This is a genomic window from Streptomyces sp. WMMC1477 (genome assembly GCF_027460245.1).
Classification (GTDB): domain Bacteria; phylum Actinomycetota; class Actinomycetes; order Streptomycetales; family Streptomycetaceae; genus Streptomyces.
This window is the reverse complement of the sequence record NZ_JAPZBD010000003.1, coordinates 4,358,602-4,374,546: the sequence shown is the minus strand read 5'-3', so window position 1 is coordinate 4,374,546 and position 15,945 is coordinate 4,358,602. Positions and strand designations below refer to the sequence as shown.

The 15,945-nt window shown below is 74.3% G+C and carries 10 protein-coding genes; 2 read left to right on the top strand and 8 right to left on the bottom strand.

Features of this window, described 5'->3' with window-relative positions; translation table 11 throughout:
- Positions 1-2: 2 nt before the first annotated feature.
- From O7609_RS19615 to O7609_RS19605, 3 genes are all read right to left on the bottom strand, one after another.
- Positions 3-1,880 carry an acetolactate synthase large subunit gene (locus tag O7609_RS19615; RefSeq protein ID WP_269735687.1) on the bottom strand — a complete coding sequence of 626 codons (1,878 nt, stop codon included), beginning with the start codon at positions 1,878-1,880 and terminating at the stop codon, positions 3-5.
- A 301-nt stretch (positions 1,881-2,181) separates the two neighbouring features.
- Positions 2,182-5,157 (bottom strand): diguanylate cyclase, encoded by a 2,976-nt coding sequence (locus O7609_RS19610; RefSeq protein WP_443072174.1) that lies wholly within the window; start codon positions 5,155-5,157, stop codon positions 2,182-2,184.
- Between the two features lie 584 nt (positions 5,158-5,741).
- A complete protein-coding gene (locus O7609_RS19605; protein WP_269735688.1) occupies positions 5,742-6,683 on the bottom strand; it encodes a 2-hydroxyacid dehydrogenase in 942 nt (313 codons plus the stop codon).
- Positions 6,684-6,792: 109 nt separating this feature from the next.
- Here O7609_RS19605 and O7609_RS19600 point away from each other — a divergent pair, with 109 nt between their 5' ends.
- Both O7609_RS19600 and O7609_RS19595 read left to right on the top strand, forming a co-directional pair.
- On the top strand, positions 6,793-7,791 hold the full coding sequence (locus tag O7609_RS19600) for an aldo/keto reductase (protein WP_269735689.1): 999 nt from the start codon (positions 6,793-6,795) through the stop codon (positions 7,789-7,791).
- A 95-nt stretch (positions 7,792-7,886) separates the two neighbouring features.
- Positions 7,887-9,077 carry a PQQ-dependent sugar dehydrogenase gene (locus tag O7609_RS19595; RefSeq protein ID WP_269735690.1) on the top strand — a complete coding sequence of 397 codons (1,191 nt, stop codon included), beginning with the start codon at positions 7,887-7,889 and terminating at the stop codon, positions 9,075-9,077.
- Positions 9,078-9,163: 86 nt separating this feature from the next.
- On the opposite strand, the gene O7609_RS19590 is transcribed toward O7609_RS19595, so the two are convergent.
- From O7609_RS19590 to gatA, 5 genes are all read right to left on the bottom strand, one after another.
- A complete protein-coding gene (locus O7609_RS19590; protein WP_269735691.1) occupies positions 9,164-12,235 on the bottom strand; it encodes a helix-turn-helix transcriptional regulator in 3,072 nt (1,023 codons plus the stop codon).
- 27 nt (positions 12,236-12,262) lie between these two features.
- Positions 12,263-12,460, bottom strand: a complete 198-nt coding sequence (locus tag O7609_RS19585; RefSeq protein WP_269735692.1) for a hypothetical protein — start codon at positions 12,458-12,460, stop codon at positions 12,263-12,265.
- A gap of 221 nt (positions 12,461-12,681) precedes the next feature.
- Positions 12,682-14,190, bottom strand: coding sequence for an Asp-tRNA(Asn)/Glu-tRNA(Gln) amidotransferase subunit GatB (gene gatB, locus O7609_RS19580; protein WP_269735693.1), 1,509 nt, complete (start codon positions 14,188-14,190; stop codon positions 12,682-12,684).
- An 18-nt stretch (positions 14,191-14,208) separates the two neighbouring features.
- Positions 14,209-14,451 (bottom strand): hypothetical protein, encoded by a 243-nt coding sequence (locus tag O7609_RS19575; RefSeq protein ID WP_219091508.1) that lies wholly within the window; start codon positions 14,449-14,451, stop codon positions 14,209-14,211.
- Positions 14,448-15,941 (bottom strand): Asp-tRNA(Asn)/Glu-tRNA(Gln) amidotransferase subunit GatA, encoded by a 1,494-nt coding sequence (gatA, locus tag O7609_RS19570; protein WP_269735694.1) that lies wholly within the window; start codon positions 15,939-15,941, stop codon positions 14,448-14,450. Before gatA ends, O7609_RS19575 begins: the two co-directional genes overlap by 4 nt.
- Positions 15,942-15,945 lie beyond the last annotated feature (4 nt).

Sequence of the window (15,945 nt, the reverse complement as noted above, 5' to 3'; positions counted from 1 at the left end):
TCTCAGTCGTCGCTGTCGCCGAAGTCCGGGCGGACCCCGCGGGCCGCCATGACCTCGTCGTTGGAGGTGCCGGCCGCGACCATGGGCCAGACCATGGCGTCCTCGTGGACGATGAAGTCCACGACCACGGGCCGGTCGTTGATGGCGTTGGCCTTCTCGATCACCGCGTCCAGGTCGGCCGGGTCCTCGCAGCGCAGGCCGACGCAGCCCATGGCTTCGGCGAGCTTCACGAAGTCGGGGCAGCGGGTGCCCAGGGCCGGCTGCCCGGCCCCTGCCTCCCCGGCCTCCTCGGCCTCGGAACCGGGGCCGGAGTGAAGGACGGTGTTGGAGTAGCGCTGGTTGTAGAACAGCGTCTGCCACTGCCGGACCATGCCCAGGGCGCCGTTGTTGATGACGGCGACCTTGATGGGGATGTTGTTGAGAGCGGCGGTGACCAGCTCCTGGTTGGTCATCTGGAAGCATCCGTCGCCGTCGATCGCCCACACCGGACGGTCGGGAGCGCCGGCCTTGGCGCCGAGGGCGGCGGGGACGGCGTAGCCCATGGTGCCCAGGCCGCCGGAGTTCAGCCAGGTGGCGGGCTGCTCGTAGCCGATGAAGTGGGCCGCCCACATCTGGTGCTGGCCGACGCCGGCCGCGTAGATGGTGTCCGCCGGGGCGAGCCGGCCGATCCGCTCGATGACCTGCTGCGGGGAGAGCGAACCGTCCTCCGGCAGGTCGTAGCCGAGCGGGTAGGCGTCGCGCCAGCGGGTCAGCATCTGCCACCAGGCCGTGTAGTCGCCCCGGCGCCCGGCCTCGTACTCGGCCTGGACGGCGACGACCAGGTCGGCGATGACCTCGCGGGCGTCGCCGACGATCGGCACGTCGGCGGCGCGGTTCTTGCCGATCTCGGCCGGGTCGATGTCGGCGTGGACGATCTTGGCGTGCGGGGCGAAGGAGTCCAGCTTGCCGGTGACCCGGTCGTCGAAGCGGGCGCCGAGCGCGATGATCAGGTCGGACTTCTGCAGGGCGGTGACGGCCGCCACCGAGCCGTGCATGCCCGGCATGCCCAGGTGCTGCGGGTGGCTGTCGGGGAAGGCACCCAGCGCCATCAGCGTGGTGACGACGGGGGCGCCGGTCAGCTCCGCCAGGACCTTGAGCTCCGCCGTGGCCCCGGCCTTGAGCACGCCGCCGCCGACGTACAGCACGGGGCGCCGGGCCTCGCCGATCAGCTTGGCCGCCTCGCGGATCTGCTTGGCGTGCGGCTTGGTGACCGGGCGGTAGCCGGGCAGGTCGTGGACCGGGGGCCAGGAGAAGACCGTCCTGGCCTGGAGGGCGTCCTTGGAGATGTCGACCAGCACCGGACCCGGGCGGCCGGTGCTCGCGATGTGGAAGGCCTCGGCGATGGTGCGGGGGATGTCGGCCGCGTCCGTGACCAGGAAGTTGTGCTTGGTGACCGGCATGGTGATACCGCAGATGTCCGCTTCCTGGAAGGCGTCCGTGCCGATGGCCTTGGAGGCGACCTGGCCGGTGATCGCCACGATCGGGACGGAGTCCATGTGGGCGTCGGCGATCGGGGTGACCAGGTTGGTGGCGCCCGGCCCGGAGGTGGCCATGCACACGCCGACCTTGCCGGTGGCCTGCGCGTAGCCGGTGGCCGCGTGCCCGGCGCCCTGCTCGTGACGCACGAGGATGTGCCGCACCCGGCCGGAGTCCATCATCGGGTCGTACGCGGGAAGGATCGCCCCGCCCGGAATGCCGAAGACGGTGTCGGCTCCCACCTCCTCCAGCGCACGGATGAGGGACTGCGCGCCCGTGACGTGCTCGACGGTGGCGGGCTGCGGCGCTCCGCCGTTACGGGCCCTCGGCGTGGGTCGGGGTGTCCCGGTGGCGTGCTCGGTCATCGGCTTTCTCTTCTCGGCGAGGTGAGGGTGGTGGTGCCGCCCTGTGGAGCGTGACGCTGGAGGGGCGCGGGCGGTTTCGGGCGGGTCGTGCGGTGTGACGTCCGGTGACGGTTGTCACGTTTGGCAGGGGATTGTTCAGGGTGCTGGTGCAACAAAAAACCCCCCGTGCCGAGGTGGCAAGCGAGGGGAGCGCGTCGCTGGGTTCACGGGGCGGTGGGGGCCCGGGTCAGCCGACGCGCTGTCCAAGTACGAGAATTCGGGTGCGCATGCCATTGACCTTCCTCCGGCGGTACGGAAGGTGTCAAGTGGGTGGGACAGACGTCTCACTATTTGGTCTCAATGGGGGATGCGTGACGGCGTCGGGACCGAGCGCGCCGCTCCGCCGCACCGGCAGTGCGCCGGCCACGACGACGGAGCGTTCCGCGCCGCGGGCCGCCGGGACCGTCGCGGGGTGCCGCGGCACCGGGAGGCTGCGCTGCCGCAGCGCGTGCCGGAGCCGGTGCTCGTCCAGCGGCCCGCACAGGGCCGCGCCCTGCCCGTGGGTGCAGCCCAGCCTGCGCAACACGCTGGCCTGCTCCGCCGTGTCCACCCCGGCCGCCAGCGAGTCCAGGCCGAGGTCGACGGCGATCCGCAGCAGCCCGGCGGCGGCGGTGTGCAGCCGGGGCGCGTCCACGACACCCGCGACCAGCGCGGCCTCCAGCCGCATCCAGCCCGCCGGGACGCCGTGCAGGGTGGCCAGCCCGCCCGGCCCGCCGCCGAACCCGTCCAGCACGACGGAGACGCCGAGCCCGCGGAGCACGGCGAGCCGGTCGGTCACCTCGGCCAGCTCCCGCCGGTTCAGCGGCGGACCGGGGAACCCGACGGGCTCCAGGACGAGGGCCTCGCCGGGCAGCGCGTGGCGCTCCAGCAGCCGCTCGACGCGGCTGCGGCGCCCCGCACCCCCGCACAGGGCGCGGGCGTGCACCCGGACGACGACCGGGATGGTGAATCCCGACCGCTGCCGCCGGGCCGCCTGGACCACGGCCTCCCGCAGCAGGGGCCACTCGTGGCGGCTGTCGGCCACCAGACCGTGCGGGGAACGGCGGCGCGGCAGGGCTGCGACCGCGGTGATCTCGCCGGTGGCCAGCGCGACGACGGGCTGGTGCACGAGCACGACGGGTTCCTCCCCCGCGCCCGCCCGGCCCGGGCCGCTCGCCCCGGGGCGGCGGCCACCGTGGGTCCGGGAGCTTTGGGGCGCGCGGCCGGACGGCACGGACGGCGCCGTCGGCTGCCGGGTGCCCGCGACGAGCGGGGGCGGCGGCTGCGGGTCGCTGAGCAGCTCGGGTGCGTACAGCTCGACGCGCCCCTTGCCGAGCCGCTTGGCCCGGTACATCGCCAGGTCTGCGTTGCGCATCAGGGCCGCCGGAGTGATGCCGGGCTCGGCGAACGCGACGCCGATGGAGGCCGCGACGCGCGCCTCGGGCTCGGCCGCCGAGCCGTCGAGCGGATACGGCTGGGAGAGGCGGGCGCGCAGCCGGTCGGCTATCTCCAGCACCCGGACCTCACGCTCGGCTTGGCCGCCGGAGCCGTCACCGAGGATGAAGGCGGCGAACTCGTCCCCGCCGAGCCGCGCCGCGGTGTCGCCCGCCCGCACCGACTCCAGGAGCCGCCGCCCGGCCTGGACGAGCAGCTCGTCCCCGGCCTGATGGCCCAGGCGGTCGTTGACGGCCTTGAAGCCGTCGAGGTCGATGAAGAGGACCGCCGCGTCCCGGTCGGGGCCGTCTCCCTCGCGGCGGCCGGTGAGGGCCTGGCGCACCCGGTCGGTGAACAGGGCGCGGTTGGGCAGGTCGGTGAGCGGGTCATGGGAGGCGTTGTGCTGCAACTGGGCCTGGAGACGGACGCGTTCGGTCACGTCCCGGCTGTTGAAGATGAGCCCGCCCTGGTAGCGGCTGACCGTGGACTCGACGTTGAGCCAGTCGCCGCCGGAGTGCCGGAAGCGGCACTCGATGCGGGTGGCCGCCCCCTCCTCCGGGGCGGTGGCCAGATAGCGGCGCACCTCGTGGTGGAGGCGGCCCAGGTCGTCGGGGTGTACGAGGCGGTCCAGCTCGGCGCCGACCAGGGCGTCCGCCCGCCGCCCGAAGACGCCGACCGCCGCCGGGCTGACGTACCGCAGCAGCCCCGAGGAGGAGGTGATCATGATGACGTCGCTGGACCCCTGCACGAGGGAGCGGAAGTGTTTCTCCTTGTGGGCCAGTTCGCGGGCGAGGCGGATGTTGTCCAGCAGCATGACACCCTGCCGCACGACCAGGGCCAGCACGACGGTGCAGGCCGTCCACAGGACGACCGGGTCCACGGGGCTGCCGTCCCGGACGTTGTAGAGGACGCCCAGGGTGCACACCGCGCCCGCGAGGTAGGGCGTCAGCGCGGCGAGGGAGCCCGTGACCGGCCGCCCGGCCCCGGGGACGGTGGGGGGCTCCGGCGCCGGGCGGGCCCCGCTGGCCCAGGGCGCGTAGGCCAGGAGCAGCGATCCGGCGAACCACCCGGCGTCGAGCAGCTGCCCGGAGCGGTAGTGGGCCTGGAGCAGCGGGGAGGTGAACAGGGCGTCGCACAGCACCGTCAGCGCGAGGGCCCCCACCGCCGTGTTGATCGCCGACCGCTGGGCCGAGCCGCGCCGCAGGTGCAGCACGAGCACCATGGTCACCAGCACGATGTCGAGTAACGGGTAGGCGAGGCTCAGCGCCAGGTGGGCCACGGAACCGCGCTGCCAGTCGTCGGTGTGCGAGAGGGCCAGGCTCCAGGACAGGGTGAGCAGGGAACCGCCGACCAGCCAGGCGTCCAGCCCGAGGCAGGCCCAGCCCGCCCGGGTGACCGGGCGCTTGGCGAGGACGAGCAGGCCGACCACCGCGGGCGGGGCGAAGAGCAGGAAGGTGAAGTCCGCCGGGGAGGGCGAGGGCACGGGGCGCCCGAGGACGACCTCGTAGTAGCCCCAGACGGCGTTGCCGACGCCGGCCATGGCGGAGGAGAACGCGAAGAGGTACCAGGCGGGCCGGAAGGCCCCGGAGCGGGAGCGGGCGTACCAGTAGCAGGAGCCGGTGGCCAGGAAGGCGGCCGCGCTCAGCCCGAAGTCCCCCATGAACAGTGCGGCGCCACGCGAGCCCCAGCCGAGCGCGGCGCCGACGGCGTAGCCCAGGCAGATGGCGGCGAGGGCCAGTTGGGGCAGCAGGGGCTGCCGGGCCGGGGCCGACGGCGGCCGGGGGTGCGGCGCGGCTGCCGCCGGGTCCGCGCCCAGCCGCGCCACGCCCGGCGGCGCGGCTCCCGGCGGCGCCGGTTCCGGGGGTGCGGGTTCCTGCGACGCCCGTTCCGGGGGGACGCGTTCAGGGTGTACGCGTTCCAGCGGCGCCGGTTCCAGCGGTGCCGACGCCGGTTCGGCCCCCGACGCCGGGCCCGCCGCCGCCCCCGGACGAGCGTCCCTTCGACGGCCGGCTTGCGGCGTCCGGGCGGCCCGCGGGGGCGGGGCGGCCGGACCGGCGTTCGCCAGGGTCGTTCCGTCAGTGGTCACGGCACCACCTCCCGCCCGCCGGGAGCGGCTTCCAGCCAACCGGCCCGCGCGGGCGCGTCGCACCGGCGACCGTCCCCGTTCAGGCAGTTCGTCCTTTGGCCACGCATTCGCCCGTCGCCCCCCCTGGGTGTCCTGGTATCTCCCCGTCCGGACGATACACCAGTTCCGTCACACACGGGTATAGGGCCTCTACGGAACGTGACGACTTGGGGATTTACCGATACACTCCGCACCCGAGCGCCTCCGGCGCGTTGCCAAGGGGGCGCGGGAGGTGCCGGTTTCGACGGGTTCGGCGACGGGCGCGCGGCGGCCCGGCCGCGCCGTCAGGCGGCCCGGTGGACGACGTGCCCGGGGGGCTCGCCGGCCGCGAGCCGGTCGAGCTGAGCCCGCACCAGGGCGCGCGCCCGGGGCCGGAACGCGGTCGAGGGGCCGCCGACGTGCGGCGTGATCAGGACACCCGGCGCACGCCACAACGGGTGGTCCTCGGGCAGCGGTTCGGGGTCGGTCACGTCCAGGGCGGCCCGCAGCCGGCCGGACTCCAGCTCCGGCAGCAGCGCCTTGGTGTCCACCACGCCGCCGCGGGCGACGTTCACCAGCAGCGCACCGTCCGGCATCCGGGCCAGGAAGCCGGCGTCGACCAGGTGCCGCGTGCCCTCGGTCAACGGCACTGCCACGACGACGACATCGGCCTCGGGCAGCAGCGTGGGCAGGGCGTCGAGGCTCTGGACCGGGCCGTGCCGCTCGGCGCGCGCGGTACGGGCCACCCGGTCGACGCGGGCCACCTCGAAGGGCAGCAGCCGTTCCTCGACGGCGCGCCCGATCCCGCCGTAGCCGACGATCAGCACCCGGCGGTCGGCGAGCGCGGGCCGGAACCCCCCGCGCCAGCGGCCCGCGTCCTGCTGCCGGACGAAGTCGGGTACGCCGCGCAGGGAGGCGAGGATCAGGGTCAGGGCGAGCTCGGCGGTGCTGGCGTCGTGCACCCCGACGGCGTTGCAGAGCACGGCTCCGGGCGGCAGGGCGGCCAGCCCGGGGAGCATGTGCTCGGTGCCCGCGGTGAGGGTCTGGACGAGCCGCACGGAGCGCATCCGTTCCAGCGGGGCCAGCACGTCAGCAGGCGGCCTGAGGTAGGGGACGACGTAGGCGAGGCAGTCGGCCGGGTCCGCCGGGTGGGGGCCGTCGGCGTTCCAGTACCGGTAGGTGAAGGCGCCGGGAAGGTCGTCGAACTCGTCCGGAGGCAGCGGAAGCCACACGTCTGTTGCGCTCATGGCGGTCCAGGTTATGCCGTCGGCTCGGAACCGCCGTGACCTCGGGCGAGCGGGGTCGCGCCGACCCGTTAGTTTGGGGGCTTCGACGGTGAAAGGGGGAGCGGAGCCGGTGGAGGGCAGGACACTCGGCGCTGCGGCGCTGCGCGTGGGGGCGATCGGCCTCGGCTGCATGCCGATGAGCTGGGCCTACACGACGTCCCAGCAGGGGGGCGAGGGCGCGCTGCGGGCCCTGCACGCCGCCCTCGACGAGGGGACGACGCTGCTGGACACCGCCGACATGTACGGGCCGTTCACCAACGAACTGCTGGTGGGACGGGTACTCAGGCAGCGCCGGGCGGAGACCTTCGTGTCCACCAAGGCCGGGCTGCTCGTGGGCGACCAGCACATCGTGGCCAACGGCCGCCCCGGCTACATCCGCCGCGCCTGCGACGCCTCGCTGCGGCGGCTGCAGACCGACGTCATCGACCTCTACCAACTGCACCGTCCGGACCCCGAGGTGCCCGTCGAGGAGACCTGGGGCGCCATGGCCGAGCTGGTGACGGCGGGGAAGGTGCGCGCTCTCGGGCTGTGCGCGGTCGACGCCCGCGCACACCGGCGCGGCCCCGGCACGGACCTGCACGCGCCGACGCTGGCCCAACTGCGCCGGCTCCAGCAGGTGTTCCCGGTCAGCGCGGTACAGGCGGAGCTGTCCGTGTGGTCGCGGGAGGCGCTGGGCGCGCTGCTGCCGTGGTGCGCGGAGCGCGGCGTCGGCCTGTTGGCGGCGATGCCGCTCGGACACGGTTTCCTCAGCGGCACCCTGACCCCGGGCAGCGGCTTCGAGCCCGACGACATCCGCGCCCGGCACCCGCGCTTCACCGCCGAGATGATGGCCGCGAACCAGCCGGTCGTGGCCGGGCTGCGGCGCGTCGCGGCCCGGCACCCGCAGGCCACCCCGGCCCAGGTGGCGCTGGCCTGGCTGCTCGCCCAGGGCCCGCACGTCATCCCCGTCCCCGGCACCAAGAAGGCCCGCTGGGCGGTGGAGAACGCCCGCGCCGCGCGGCTGCGGCTGACCGCCGAGGACCTGGCCGAGATCCGCGGCCTGCCGCCCGCCCAGGGCTCCTGGGACTGACGGCCGGGCGACGCCCGTCCGTCCTGACGATCACCCCGCATCCGTCGGCCCGATGTGGTGTCCTGAGAGGGACAGGCCGAAGAGAGGAATCCACCGTGCGACGCCCCGCTTGCGCAGCCGCGCTGGCCATCACCGCACTGCTGCTCACCGCCGCCTGCGCGGGCGGCCCGGCGGACGACGGCACCGCGGGGCGGACGGCCCCGCGCCCCTCGGCGCAGGAGCAGCGGACTCCGCCATCGGAGGCTCCCTCAGCCAGCGAACCCCGCCCGACGCGTCCCGTCGAGCCGCCTCCGGCCGAGGGCTCGGTCGAGGTGCTGAACACGGTCGCCACCGGGCTGGACTCCCCCTGGGGCCTGGCACCGCTCCCCGGCGGGGACCTGCTGGTCTCCTCCCGCGACACGGGGACGATCCTGCGGGTGAGCGGGGAGGACGGCAGCGTCACCGAGGTCGGCGAGGTGACGGGCGTGGAGCCGGGGGGCGAGGGCGGGCTGCTGGGCATCGCGCTCGGCGGCGGCGCGGCGGGCGGCCACCTCTACGCGTACTACACCACCAACTCCGACAACCGCGTGGTGCGCATGGCCTACGACGCCGACGACCCCGAATCCGATCTGGGCCAGCCGGACATCCTGGTCCGGGGCATCCCCAAGGGACCGCGGCACAACGGCGGACGGATGGCCTTCGGCCCCGACGGCATGCTCTACGTCGGCACCGGGGACGCGGACCGGCGCGGCGCGGCCCAGGACCTGGACTCGCTGGCCGGGAAGATCCTGCGCGTCGAGCCGGACGGCAGCGCGCCGGCCGAGGGCAACGCCGAGCCGGGCTCGCGGGTGTTCTCGCTGGGCCACCGCAACGTGCAGGGGCTCGCCTTCGACGGCCAGGGGCGGCTGTGGGCCTCGGAGTTCGGGCAGGACGAGTGGGACGAGGTCAACCTGATCGAGTCCGGGGGCAACTACGGCTGGCCCGAGGCCGAGGGCGCCGCGGGCGAGGAGGGCTTCGTCGACCCCGTCGCGCAGTGGCGCCCGGCCGAGGCCTCGCCGTCCGGGCTGGCCTGGGCCGAGGGCTCACTGTGGATGGCGGGGCTGGGCGGCGAACGGCTGTGGCGCGTCCCGCTGGACGGCGAGGAGACCGTGGCCGAGCCCGAGGCGTTCCTGGAGGGCGAGTACGGGCGGCTGCGTACCGTCGTCGCGGACCGGGGCGGAGAGCTGTGGCTGGTGACGAACGAGACGGATGGCCGGGGCAGTCCGGAGGGGGACGACGACCGCGTCCTGAAGCTGGAGGTGCGGTGACCGCGCGGCGTCCCGTCGGACCCGCGGCGACCGGGGCGGCGGTGAGACGCGGGCGGGCCGGGGTGCTCCGGCCCGCCCGCCGCCGCTCAGCGTGCCGTGGCGGGCTGCGGGGAGACCATGCCCATCCGGTGCGCCAGCGCGGCGGCCTGCCCCCGGTTGCCGACGTCCAGCTTGGACAGGATGTTCGAGACGTGGACGCTCGCCGTCTTCGGTGAGATGTACAGCTCCTCCGCGATCTGGCGGTTGCTGCGGCCCGCCGCCACCAGCGTCAGCACGTCCCGCTCGCGCCGCGTGAGGCCGAAGGACTCCCCCGCGGTGTCCGGCGGCGGGGCCAGCGCCGCCGGCCCGTCCGGCTCCGGCCGCAGGGCGAGCCGGGCCCGGGCGGCCAGCAGTTCGGCCGCGTCCCGCAACGGGGTGGCGTCCAGCCCGTCGGCCACCGCGTGGGCCTGGCGCAGGAGGCCGGCGGCCCGCTCGCGCCCCGCGCGGTCGGTTCCCGCGTCCAGCAGGGCCTCGGCCAGCCGGCACCGGGCGAAGGCCAGCAGGTAGGGCATGTCGAGCCGGCCGAGCCCGGCGATGGCCTCCTCCCAGCGCGTGACGTCGCTGCGTCCCTCCGCCCGCAGCACCTCGGCGTCGATCAGCAGCCCGTAGACCGTCGGGGCCGGGTAGAGCCGGGGCAACCGCCGTGCCGTGCGGCGGATGACGGCCAGGACCTCGGCACGGCCCGGCTCCGCCGAGGGCAGCCCCCGGGCCTCGGACTCGGCCGTGGCCGCCGAGAACAGCAGCGGCCAGGCGTAGCGCTCGCTGCCCATGGGGAAGCCGATCTCGACGGCCTTGGCGAACAGCTCCCGGGCGGCGTCCAGCCGGCCCCGGGCCGCCTCGATGTCCATCTCCAGGGCGAACATCGGGATCATGTGCTGCGGCTGCGGGTCGTGGGTGCCGCACAGCCGGCGCACCTCCTCCAGCGCTTCGGCGGCGGCGCCGGGGCGGCCGCGGGCCACCGCGAGCTGCCCGGCCACCAGCGAGGAGGTGATGAGCGACCAGGGGCTGTCGGCGTTCTGCCGGGAGTCGAAGAAGGCCCGCTCGGCCTCGTTCCAGCGGCCCAGGGCGTAGAGCGTCTCCCCCCGGTTGCCGTGCAGCCAGCCCCGGAAGCTCGGCTGGCCGAAGCGCTTGAGCAGGCGCAGCCCCTCCTCCAGCACCTCCAGCGCCTCGGCGAAGCGCCCCAGGCTGTGCAGCACGTCCCCGAGGTTGGTGTAGGCCCGCCCGACGACGGCCACCATGCCCTGCTCGCCGCTGCGGCGGGCGGCGGCGCGCATCTCGGTGACGCCCGCCTCCGCGTTCCCGGACTCGACGAGGAGGTAGCCGAGCGTGACGCGGGCGTGGAGCTCGATGGCCTCGGCGCCCACGACCCCGGCCAGGTCGACGGCGCGCTGGGCGGTGGTGATGGTGTCCGGGCCGTGCGGGTGCAGGGCTGCGTAGGCGGCGACGTTGGCCAGCGCCTCGGCGTGCACCGGCGAGGGCGGCAGCCCCCGGACGAGGTCCTGGGCCCTGGCCAGCTCGTCCCAGCCGTCGCCCTGCCGGTTGAGCCCCTTCAGCTTGCTCTTCTGCGTCCAGAACCAGGCGGCGCGCAGCGGGTCGCCGAGGTGGCCGCCCTCGGCCTCCTCCAGGATCCGCAGCGCCTGCTTGATGGAGGTCTGGGCACGCTTGCGCTCGCCGGCCAGCAGCGCGGTGGATACCGTCTCGGCGAGGAGGTCGATGTAGCGCACGGCGTCGTCCTCACAGCCGCAGGCCGGGTAGGCGTCGGCGTGGTCGAAGGGCCGCAGGGAGCGGCGGGTCTCGGGGGTGGCGCTCTCCCACAGCTCCAGGGCCCGGTTCAGCAGCCGCAGCTGCTCGGAGTGGGCGTAGCGGCGGCGGGCCTCGACGGCCGCCTCCAGCACGGCGGGCAGCGCCTTCGCGGTGTCGTGCGCGTGGTACCAGTAGCTGGCCAGCCGGGCGGCGCAGTGCTCGGCCCGGACGAGCTCCGGGTTCGCCTCGACGGCTTCGGCGTAGCGGCGGTTGAGCGCGGCGCGCTCACCGGGCAGCAGGTCGTCGCTGACCGCCTCGCGGACGAGCGCGTGCCGGAAACGGTAGCCGTCCCCGTCCTCCGTGGGGGCGAGGACGTGGGCGCCTACGGCGGCACGGAGAGCGGCGAGCAACTCGTCCTGCGGAGCCCCGACGACGGCGGCCAGCAGGCCGAACTCGACCGTCGTGCCTCCCTCGGCGGCGATCTGGACGACGCGCTGGGCGGCCTCGGGGAGCGCCTCGACGCGGACGAGCAGCAGGTCGCGCAGGGATTCGCTGATGTCGCAGGTGGCGCAGTGGGCGACCAGCTCCTCGACGAAGAACGGATTGCCCTCGGAGCGCTGGAAGACGTCCTCCACCAGCTCGCCCGCCGGTTCGGGGACGCCCTGGATGCCGGCTATCTGGCCGCGTACCTCCTCCTTGCCCAGCCGGGGCAGCTCGACCCGCTGGACCGTTCTCAGGCGGTCCAGCTCGGCCAGGAAGGGCCGCAGCGGGTGGCGGCGGTGGATGTCGTCCGACCGGTAGCTGGCGATGAGGACCAGGCGGGCGTGGTGGACGGAGCGGATGAGGTAGGCGAGCAGCTCGCGGGTGGAGCGGTCCGCCCAGTGCAGGTCCTCCACGACCAGGACGAGGGTCCACTCCTTGGAGAGGGACTCCAGCAGGCGGGCCGTGAGCTCGAAGAGCCGTGCGCGGCCGACCTCGTCGTCGAACTGGTGGGTGGGCTCTCCCAGCTCCGGCAGCAGCCGGGCCAGCTCTCCCTCCTGGCCCGCCACGGCGGCGGACAGCTCGGCCTCGAACTGGCGGTAGAGCGAGCGGAGCAGCGTGGAGACGGGGGCGAAGGGCAGCCCGTCGGCGCCGATCTCGATGCAGCCGCCGACGGCCGTCACCGCGGCGGCGCGGCGGGCGGCGGTGAGGAACTCCTCCAGCAGGCGCGTCTTGCCCACGCCGGCCTCTCCGCCCACCACCACGACCTGGGGCTCACCCACGGCCGCGCGGGCGAGCGCATCGGTCAGCTCGGACAGCTCGGCGCCGCGGCCGACGAACACGGGACTGATGCTGGAGGCTTGCACGCCGTCGAGCATCGCACAGGGGATGGACATGGTGGCAGAGCTTTTTCCGCCCGCGCCTCAGGCGGCCTTCACCCAGCGGCCCCGGTGCCAGGGCCCCTCCCTCCGTCGTCCGTCGTCCGAGGCGTCCCGCCGGACCACGTCGGCCAGCCGCTGCTGCGCGGCCTCGGCGCGGAGCCGGTCGATGCGGGTGCGGGCCTCGTGCGCCAGGAAGTCCTCGTACATGGTGGTCTCCTCGGGAGCCGACAGGAGCCCCACCGTTCGGTGAGGCTCCTTCAGCTTCCGCTCTGAGGAGGCCGGTGCGCATCGGACGACTTCCCGATCTCCGGGGCGCCGCGGGCTTAGGCCCCGGCGCCCCGGCGGCCTCAGTCCCCTGGCGTCGGGGCCTTAGGCCGAAGCCCGGACGCCTTAGTCCGGACTTCGGACGCGCCGTCCACCGGACCCCGGGGCCGGGGTCCGGCGGGCGGTCCGGCCGGGTGTCAGCCCTCGACGCCGAGCTTCTCCAGGATCAGCTCGCGGACCCGGGCGGCGTCGGCCTGGCCGCGGGTCGCCTTCATGACGGCACCCACGAGAGCACCGGCCGCCGCGACCTTGCCGCCGCGGATCTTGTCGGCGATGGCCGCGTTGCCCGCGATGGCCTCGTCCACGGCCGCGCCGAGCGCGCCCTCGTCCGAGACGACCTTCAGCCCGCGCTTCTCGACGACCTCGTCCGGGCCGCCCTCGCCGTCGAGGACGCCCTCGATGGTCTGCCGGGCCAGCTTGTCGTTGAGCGAGCCCTCGGCGACGAGCGCGCACACCCGGGCGACCTGCTCCGGGGTGATGGTCAGCGCCGCCAGTTCGGTGCCGGTCTCGTTGGCCCGCCGGGCCAGCTCGCCCATCCACCACTTGCGCGCCTGGTCCGCGGGGGCCCCGGCGTCGATCGTGGCGATGATGAGGTCGAGGGCGCCCGCGTTGAGCACGGACTCCATCTCGTGCTGCGAGATGCCCCACTCCTCGCGGAGCCGGTTGCGGCGCAGCCGCGGCAGCTCGGGCAGGCCGGCCCGCAGCTCCTCGACCCACTCCCGTGCCGGGGCGACGGGCACGAGGTCCGGCTCGGGGAAGTAGCGGTAGTCCTCCGCCTCCTCCTTGACCCGGCCGGAGGTGGTGCTGCCGTCGTCCTCGTGGAAGTGGCGGGTCTCCTGGACGATGACGCCGCCGCCGTCCAGGACCGCGGCGTGCCGCTGGACCTCGAAGCGCACGGCGCGCTCCACGCTGCGCAGCGAGTTGACGTTCTTGGTCTCGCTGCGGGTGCCGAAGGTCTCGGAACCCTTCGGCATGAGCGAGAGGTTGACGTCGCAGCGCATCTGGCCCATCTCCATGCGGGCCTCGGAGACGCCGAGGGCGCGGATCAGCTCGCGCAGCTCGGCGACGTAGGCGCGGGCGATCTCCGGGGCGCGGTCACCGGCGCCGGTGATCGGCCTGGTGACGATCTCGATGAGCGGGATGCCGGCCCGGTTGTAGTCCAGCAGCGAGTGGGAGGCGCCGTGGATGCGGCCCGTCGCGCCGCCGATATGCGTCGACTTGCCGGTGTCCTCCTCCATGTGGGCGCGCTCGATGCCGACGCGGAAGATCTCCCCGTCCTCCAGCTGGACGTCCAGATAACCGTCGAAGGCGATCGGTTCGTCGTACTGGGAGGTCTGGAAGTTCTTCGGCATGTCCGGATAGAAGTAGTTCTTCCGGGCGAAGCGGCACCACTCGGCGATGGAGCAGTTGAGCGCGAGGCCGATCTTCACCGCCGACTCGACGGCCGTCGCGTTGACGACGGGCAGGGAGCCGGGCAGGCCGAGGCAGGTCGGGCAGGTCTGTGCGTTGGCGGGTGCGCCCGGTTCGGTGGCGCAGCCGCAGAACATCTTGGTCTCGGTGCCGAGTTCGACATGGACCTCCAGGCCCATGACGGGGTCGTAGGTCGCGAGGGCGTCCTCGTACGACACCAGGTCGAGCAGAGTCACGGAAGTACAGCCTCTCGATCAGTCACCGGCGAGGACGTCGTCGCTGCCCCAGCTGCGCAGCTCTCGCACGAGGAGGAGGACGCCGGTGGTGATGGCGGCGGCCGAGACGACGGCGTCCACGAGCCGCAGCCCGTCGCTCTCCTCGCGCGCCTGCCGCGCCTGCCGGACCACGCTGACGGCGCCGAACAGCGAGCTGCCGATGGACAGGTAGGTGCCGGCCTTGGTCTTCTTGAACCGCGTGGCCTTCTTGATCTTGCTCACAGTACGGGTGCCTCCTCCAGCAGCGGGTGTCCCCACCGGGACTGGAACGCGGCCTCGACGGCGGCGCCCACCCGGTAGAGCCGGTCGTCGGCCATGGCGGGGGCGATGATCTGCAGCCCCACGGGGAGCCCGTCCTCCGGCGCCAGGCCGCAGGGCAGCGACATGGCGGCGTTGCCGGCCAGGTTGGACGGGATGGTGCACAGGTCGGCCAGGTACATCGCCATCGGGTCGTCGGCGCGCTCGCCGATGGGGAACGCGGTCGTCGGCGTCGTCGGGGAGACCAGGACGTCCACCGACTCGAAGGCCCGCTGGAAGTCCCGGGTGATGAGGGTGCGGACCTTCTGCGCCGAGCCGTAGTAGGCGTCGTAGTAGCCGGAGCTGAGCGCGTAGGTGCCGAGCATGACGCGGCGCTTGACCTCGGCACCGAAGCCGGCCTCGCGGGTGAGCGCCGTGACGTCCTCCGCCGAGCGGCTCCCGTCGTCCCCGACGCGCAGGCCGTAGCGCATCGCGTCGAAGCGGGCCAGGTTGGAGGAGCACTCGCTGGGGGCGATCAGGTAGTAGGCGGCGAGCGCCTTGGTGAACGACGGGCAGGAGATCTCCACGATCTCGGCGCCCAGTTCGCGCAGCAGCTCGACCGACTCGGTGAACCGCTGCATGACGCCGGTCTGGTAGCCCTCGCCGGAGAACTCCCGGACGACGCCGACGCGCAGTCCCCTGACGTCACCGTTGCGCGCGGCCTCGACGACGGCGGGCACGGGGGCGTCGATGGAGGTCGAGTCCATCGGGTCGTGGCCCGCGATGGCCTCGTGCAGCAGCGCCGCGTCCAGCACGGTACGGGCGCAGGGGCCGCCCTGGTCCAGCGAGGAGGAGAACGCCACCATGCCGTAGCGCGAGACGCCGCCGTAGGTCGGCTTGACGCCCACGGTGCCGGTGACGGCGGCGGGCTGGCGGATGGAGCCGCCGGTGTCGGTGCCGATGGCCAGCGGGGCCTGGAAGGAGGCGAGCGCGGCCGAGGAGCCGCCGCCGGAACCGCCGGGGATGCGGGTGAGGTCCCACGGGTTGGCGGTGGGGCCGTAGGCGCTGTTCTCGGTGGAGGACCCCATGGCGAACTCGTCCATGTTGGTCTTGCCGAGGACGACGACGCCGGCCTCCTTCAGCCGGCGCGTCACCGTCGCGTCGTAGGGCGGCACCCAGCCCTCGAGGATCTTCGAGCCGACGGTGGTCGGCACGCCCTCGGTGGTGAAGATGTCCTTGAGCGCGAGCGGGACGCCCGCGAGCGGGCCGAGCGGCTCGCCGGCCGCGCGCTTGTCGTCCACCCGGCGGGCGGCGGCGAGCGCGCCCTCCCGGTCGACGTGCAGGAAGGCGTGCACCTTCTCATCCACGGCTTCGATGCGGGCGAGGTGCGCCTCGGCCACCTCGACCGCGGAGTTCTCGCCACGCGCGATGCGCTCGGCCGTCCGCGCGGCGGTGAGCTTCGTCAGGTCGGTCATACCG

Coding starts and splice junctions, on each gene's coding strand:
- O7609_RS19615 (WP_269735687.1), bottom strand. CDS start 1,880: ATGACCGAGCACGCCACCGGGACACCCCGACCCACGCCGAGGGCCCGT.
- O7609_RS19590 (WP_269735691.1), bottom strand. CDS start 12,235: ATGTCCATCCCCTGTGCGATGCTCGACGGCGTGCAAGCCTCCAGCATC.
- gatA (WP_269735694.1), bottom strand. CDS start 15,941: ATGACCGACCTGACGAAGCTCACCGCCGCGCGGACGGCCGAGCGCATC.
- O7609_RS19605 (WP_269735688.1), bottom strand. CDS start 6,683: ATGAGCGCAACAGACGTGTGGCTTCCGCTGCCTCCGGACGAGTTCGAC.